Origin of the sequence: Bradyrhizobium sp., from assembly GCF_030697065.1 — a bacterium.
Taxonomy (GTDB): domain Bacteria; phylum Pseudomonadota; class Alphaproteobacteria; order Rhizobiales; family Xanthobacteraceae; genus Bradyrhizobium.
The window spans coordinates 1-5,934 of the sequence record NZ_JAUYQU010000218.1; the positions used below are offsets into that span (position 1 = coordinate 1).

Sequence of the window (5,934 nt, forward strand, 5' to 3'; positions counted from 1 at the left end):
GCGCATCGTGCAGGTCGGCGACGACGAGGTGGCCGCCGCGATCCGCGCCTACTGGACCGATACCCACAATCTCGCCGAAGGCGCCGGCGCCGCGGCACTCGCCGCCGCCTTGCAGGACAGACCGAAGCTGCGCGGCAAGCGTGTCGGTCTGATCCTGAGCGGCGGCAATATCGATTTCGACTTGTTCCGCAGTTGGGTCATACCGCAAGCCGCCGTCGTCGGTGGCAGGGTGCTGGTATGACCATGGCTATCGTTGACACGAGATCGCGAACACAAATTCAGCTGTCATCGCCCGGCTTGACCGGGCGACCCAGTACGCCGAGGCGTCTCGGTTCAATTTCGGCTGCTCTGGAATACTGGGTCCCCGCCTTCGCGGGGACGACAGGTGCGGCTGACATCACGACCAAGAGAACGACAGGGACTTGAAATGAACCAGCCCGCATCCGCCTATTTCATGGAAGAGCGCCACGATCCGATCGAGTCGCACACGCTCTCGGTACTGGTGCAGAACGAGCCGGGCGTGCTGGCGCGCGTGATCGGGCTGTTTTCCGGCCGCGGCTACAACATCGAAAGCCTCACGGTCTCCGAGACCGAGAACCAGAAACACGTCTCCCGCATCACCATCGTCACCACGGGCACGCCGATGGTGATCGAGCAGATCAAGCACCAGCTCGACCGCATGATTCCGGTCTACCGCGTCGTCGACATGACGCTGACCGGCCGCTCGATCGAACGCGAACTGGCGATGGTGAAGCTGCGCGGCACCGGCGATCACCGGGTCGAGGCGCTGCGGCTGGCCGAGGCGTTTCGCGCCCGGGTCATCGACGCTACCATCGAAAGCTTCGTGTTTGAGATCACCGGCAACTCCGCCAAGATCAACCAGTTCATCGACCTGATGCGCCCGCTCGGCCTCGTCGAGGTTTCGCGCACCGGCGTCGCCGCCATCGTTCGCGGACCCGAGGGGATGTGAAGCCATGCTGGCGCGCGACTGGTACTACACGCAACGGCGTCGCCTCGGACTGGACTCCGCGGTCGCCTCGATCTACGACCGCCATGACGACAGCGACCTGCGCGCCCGCGCGGCGCTGACCATGCTCGGCGTGCAGCCGGGCTGGCGGGTCGCCGATATCGGCTGCGGCAACGGCGTGCTGGCGGTCGAGGCTGCGCTGATGGGCGCCCAGGTCGACGCCATCGACATCTCGCCGGCGATGCTGGCGCTGGCGAAGATCCAGGCCAGCGACCGCAGGGTCGCGCTCCGGACCCAGCCCGCGGGCCTGCTGAGCTTTGCCTACCAGCCCGGTTCGTACGACCTGATCGTCAGCGAATTCGCGCTGCATCATCTGCCGGATTTCTGGAAGGCGGTGGCGCTGGCGCGAATCCATGCCGCGCTGAAACCGGGCGCCAGTTTCTACCTGCGCGATATCGTCTTCGTCAGCATGCCCGACGGCGTCGACCGCGACGTCGAGGGATGGGCCGATTTCAGCATCAAGAACCACGAATTCGATCGCGACAGCGTCGTCACCCACATGCGCGACGAATATTCCACCTTCGGCTGGGTGATCGAGCGCATGCTGACCGATGTCGGCTTCACGCTGGTCTCGGCCGATTACCACGCGCCGCTGCACGGCACCTATCTGCTGCGCAAGCCGAAATCCGGCGAGCAGAGCTAGCGTGTCGCAGTCGCTGCTGATCGCCTTCGTCATGTTCGCCACCGTGATGTTCTTCACGCCGGGGCCGAACAACATCATGCTGCTGTCGTCGGGGCTGACCTATGGCTTCCGCCGCACGCTGCCGCATGCCGCGGGCATCACCATCGGCTTCGCCTTCATGGTCGGCGCGGTGGGCCTCGGGCTCGGCACCGTCTTCATCACCTATCCGGTGCTGCAGACGATCCTCAAATATGCCGGGATCGCCTACCTGGTCTATCTCGCGATCCACATCGCGATGTCCGGACCGGCCACGCCGGACCAGGACAATGCGCGCGGGCCGATGACGTTCTGGGGCGCGGCGATGTTCCAGTGGATCAACGTCAAGGGCTGGGTCATGGTGATCGGCACCATCACCGCCTATGCCGGCATCGCCGGCTTTCCCTGGAACATCGTCATCCAGGTGCTGCTCAGCCTGCTCTTGGGCACGCTGTCCTGCGCGGCCTGGGCGGCGTTCGGCAGCGCGCTGCGGCCGATCCTGACGTCGCCCCGGGCGGTCCGGGCCTTCAACATCGTCATGGCGCTGTTGCTGCTGGCCTCGCTCTACCCGGTCCTGATGGACGCATGATGCCGCACTGCGCCATGCCAAAACGGATTTCCCCTGCAAGGGAAAATGCTCTAGACAACGCCGGAAATTCGCGGGCGACCGGCGGTCCCGACCACCTGAAAGCCTGATTAACCGGCCGATTTTGGCCACCCATGAGGAAACGACCATGCGTGTTTATTACGATCGCGACGCCGACCTGAACCTGATCAAGGGCAAGAAGGTCTGCATCGTCGGCTACGGCAGCCAGGGCCACGCCCATGCGCTGAACCTGAAGGATTCCGGCGTCAAGGACGTTGCGATCGCGCTGCGCAAGGGATCGGCCTCCGCCAAGAAGGCGGAGAACGCCGGATTCAAGGTGATGGAAGTCGCCGAGGCCGCCAAATGGGCCGACCTCGTGATGATGCTGACACCCGATGAATTGCAGGGCGACATCTACCGCGAACATCTGCACGACAACATGAAGAACGGTGCGGCGCTGGTGTTCGCCCACGGCCTCAACGTGCACTTCAACCTGCTCGATCCGCGCGCCGATCTCGACGTGCTGATGATCGCGCCGAAGGGCCCCGGCCACACCGTGCGCTCGGAATACCAGCGCGGCGGCGGCGTGCCCTGCCTGATCGCGATCTCCAAGGACTCCTCGGGCAATGCCCACGACCTCGGTCTCAGCTACGCCTCGGCGATCGGCGGCGGCCGCGCCGGCATCATCGAGACCTCGTTCAAGGAAGAGTGCGAAACCGACCTGTTCGGCGAGCAGGTGGTGCTGTGCGGCGGCCTGGTCGAGCTGATCAAGGGCGGCTACGAGACCCTGGTCGAGGCCGGCTACGCGCCCGAGATGGCGTATTTCGAATGCCTGCACGAGGTGAAGCTGATCGTCGACCTGATCTATGAAGGCGGCATCGCCAACATGAACTACTCGATCTCCAACACCGCCGAATACGGCGAATACGTCACCGGTCCGCGCATCAGCACATCAGAGACCAAGGCCGAGATGAAGCGCGTGCTCGCCGACTTCCAGGGCGGCAAGTTCGCCCGCGACTGGATGCTGGAGAACAAGGTCAACCAGACCTCGTTCAAGGCCACGAGGGCAAAGCTCGCACAGCATCCGATCGAGGAAGTCGGCGAAAAACTCCGCGACATGATGCCTTGGATCAAGAAGGGCGCGCTGGTCGACAAGACCAAGAACTGAGAATCTCTAAGTCGTCATTGCGAGCCAACGGGTCGGCGCAAAGCGCCGCCCGATGACAGGCTCCGCGAAGCAATCCATCTTGTTTAGGCAAGCTGGATTGCTTCGTCGCTTTGCTCCTCGCAATGACGGATCAGCGACCGGCTACGGCCGTAGGGTGGGCAAAGCGCAGCGTGCCCACCATCCCGCAGCGATTTCGATGTGAATTTGGTGGGCACGGCGCGAAGGCGCGCCTTTGCCCACCCTACGCTCGCTCTATCCGCAGCAGCGGCTACTTCCCGATCTTGTTGTGCAGCTGCCAGAAGCGCACCGTGCGCTGCGCGGTTTCCAGCGACAGTTTCCGGTAGTCGCGCTGCGCCAGCGCGACCGATTGTTCATTGATGGGGGCCGGCATCGGCCGGTTGCGCAGGATGCTCTCGACGCTCGGCCAGTTCAGGCGGGCGGACCGACACGGGATCAGGATGAGGTCGGCGCGAGGTCCCTCCAGCAGCCGCGCCATCATGTCGGTCGGCGCGTCGTTGAGCACCGCGAGGCTGACGATCACCTCGTCGAATTTCCCGGCTTCGGCGAACAGGTACACGGCGGCGTCGTCGAGCTCGTTCAATTCCTTCTTCAACTTGATGAATTTCTCGACATCGCCGAAATCCCGCGCCAACGGGCTGTCGTCGCCGCCTTCGCCGAGGATCGATTTCAGCACCCGCTTGATCTCTTCCCGCAGTTCCGGCGACGCGATCGCCGCCAGCCTGGCGCGGACCGCGTCGGAGGCGCGCCGCAACAGGTCGCGCAGGAATCTGAGCGGAAGGTCGATGCGCAGCCCGAGGATCTCGGTAAGTTCGTCGTCGTCGCCGGCCCGCGCCACGATGCCGGTATAGCCGGCCTCGGAAATGCGCGCGCTGGAGTTGGTGGCGAGCTTCTTGATGACCCTCTGCTCGCCGCGATCGATGATCACGTCGGTGACGGCTTCGGGCAGGTTGCTGCGGCCCGAAATCGCCAGCAGGTGAGCCTGCCCCTTCTTGCGCGCTATTTCGACCAGCGTGCTGGTATTGAGGCGGCTGGACTGGGCCAGCACGTCGCCGGCCACCGCGATTTCATCATCCCATGCCAGTCTCTGAATGACTCCCGGCGGCGCAAAGGCGACCGGCGCCAGCCGCTTGCCGAAGTCGGCCCTGGCTCGGCTTTCGACCCGGGCGATCAAGAGGCACATGACGTCGTCGAAGACCTTGACCTGTTCATCGTTGAGACGCGCGCCGTCATGCAGGAACAGGTTGGTCACCTGCCGAAGCGTTTCGACCCGCTCCGCGGGCGAGCCGTTCCTGACGGCGTCCTCGAGTTCGGCGATGATGGAATGATCCGGTTGTGGCGCCATCGTTCCCGGAGCGATCTGTTGGGGGGGCAGGAATTGAGGCGCACCCTAGGCGTCGCAGCCCTACGGCCGCGTTAAGTTGGAACTCCGTAGAAATACAGGGCGCGGTCGCGGCCGAGGCGTCTTCGAGAGGGCAGGCCGCCCGAAGTCCCGACGGCACGGGATCCGCTCTCTATTCGGCGGCCGACGGCGTCAGCGATGCCAGCGGCACGTCGAACGCGTAGACGAAGCCGGTGGGCGCATAGGTCAAGCGGACATCGCCCTTGAGCTGCCTGCCGAGAGTCTCGATCAGGCGGGTGCCGAAACTCTGCCGGGTAGGCGGCTGGACCGTGGGCCCGTTGCTCTCGGTCCAGGTCAGGCGCAGCCGCTGCGACGGCTCATCGACCGCCCACGCAATGTCGACGCGGCCGTTCGGCGCCGACAAGGCGCCAAACTTCGTGGTGTTGGTGCATAGTTCGTTCAGCGTCATTGCAATGGCGATAACGGCGCCGGAGGCGATCCGGATAGGCGGTCCGAGAATCGAGAACTTCGGCGCGTCCAGATCGTCGAAGGCCTCGGTGGCGCCGCGCACGATTTTTTCGAGATCGGCGCTGCTCCATCGCGCCTGCAACAGCAGATCGTGGGCCCGTCCCAGCGCCAGCAACCGGCCCTCGATGGCGTGCTGCGCGTGCTCGGCGCCGGCGACATTGCGCAGGCTTTGCGAGGCAATGGCGCTGACCGTCGCCAGCGTGTTCTTGATGCGATGGTGCAGCTCTTCCAGGATCAGCTTCTGCAGCTTGTCGGCCGCGGCGCGCTCGCGGGCGTCGATGCCGGCCTGATCGAGCAGTCCCTGGGCGTTGATTTCCGCTTGTGCCAGCAGCAGCCGAAGGCTGACATTCTCCGCCTCGAGAAAGTCCTGCGGTGGCGCGGCGCTTCCGCTGAAAGGGTGCCGGTCCTGGTGATGATCTATTTCAAGCATCCGCGATCATAGCATCCTATGTCGTCTACCGGTCAGATCAATTGCGGCGGTTTCGGCGCGGATCGAGCGATTCAAGGCACTTTGGGGACGTTATCGCCGGTCCCGTGGGGCGATGTCCGCCTTCCGCGAAAGCGGGTTCGAATCGACCCCGCCGGGGTCGTCGCAAATGGCTGTCAT

General features: G+C 64.4%; 7 protein-coding genes. 5 read left to right on the top strand and 2 right to left on the bottom strand.

Annotation, left to right across the window (positions count from 1 at the left end; genetic code table 11):
- From Q8R73_RS17385 to ilvC, 5 genes are all read left to right on the top strand, one after another.
- The coding region (locus tag Q8R73_RS17385; protein WP_371126117.1) for a pyridoxal-phosphate dependent enzyme at positions 1–241 on the top strand (241 nt) is incomplete at its 5' end.
- 186 nt (positions 242–427) lie between these two features.
- A complete protein-coding gene (gene ilvN / locus Q8R73_RS17390; RefSeq protein WP_305720789.1) occupies positions 428–970 on the top strand; it encodes an acetolactate synthase small subunit in 543 nt (180 codons plus the stop codon).
- Positions 971–974: 4 nt separating this feature from the next.
- Positions 975–1,670, top strand: a complete 696-nt coding sequence (locus Q8R73_RS17395) for a class I SAM-dependent methyltransferase (protein WP_305720790.1) — start codon at positions 975–977, stop codon at positions 1,668–1,670.
- A 1-nt stretch (position 1,671) separates the two neighbouring features.
- A complete protein-coding gene (locus Q8R73_RS17400; RefSeq protein WP_305720791.1) occupies positions 1,672–2,274 on the top strand; it encodes a LysE family translocator in 603 nt (200 codons plus the stop codon).
- A 145-nt stretch (positions 2,275–2,419) separates the two neighbouring features.
- Positions 2,420–3,439: a ketol-acid reductoisomerase gene (gene ilvC / locus Q8R73_RS17405; protein ID WP_371126118.1), complete on the top strand. Its 1,020-nt coding sequence runs from the start codon at positions 2,420–2,422 to the stop codon at positions 3,437–3,439.
- 268 nt (positions 3,440–3,707) lie between these two features.
- On the opposite strand, the gene Q8R73_RS17410 is transcribed toward ilvC, so the two are convergent.
- A complete protein-coding gene (locus Q8R73_RS17410; protein WP_305720793.1) occupies positions 3,708–4,802 on the bottom strand; it encodes a DUF2336 domain-containing protein in 1,095 nt (364 codons plus the stop codon).
- Between the two features lie 169 nt (positions 4,803–4,971).
- On the bottom strand, positions 4,972–5,757 hold the full coding sequence (locus tag Q8R73_RS17415; RefSeq protein ID WP_305720794.1) for a sensor histidine kinase: 786 nt from the start codon (positions 5,755–5,757) through the stop codon (positions 4,972–4,974).
- Positions 5,758–5,934 lie beyond the last annotated feature (177 nt).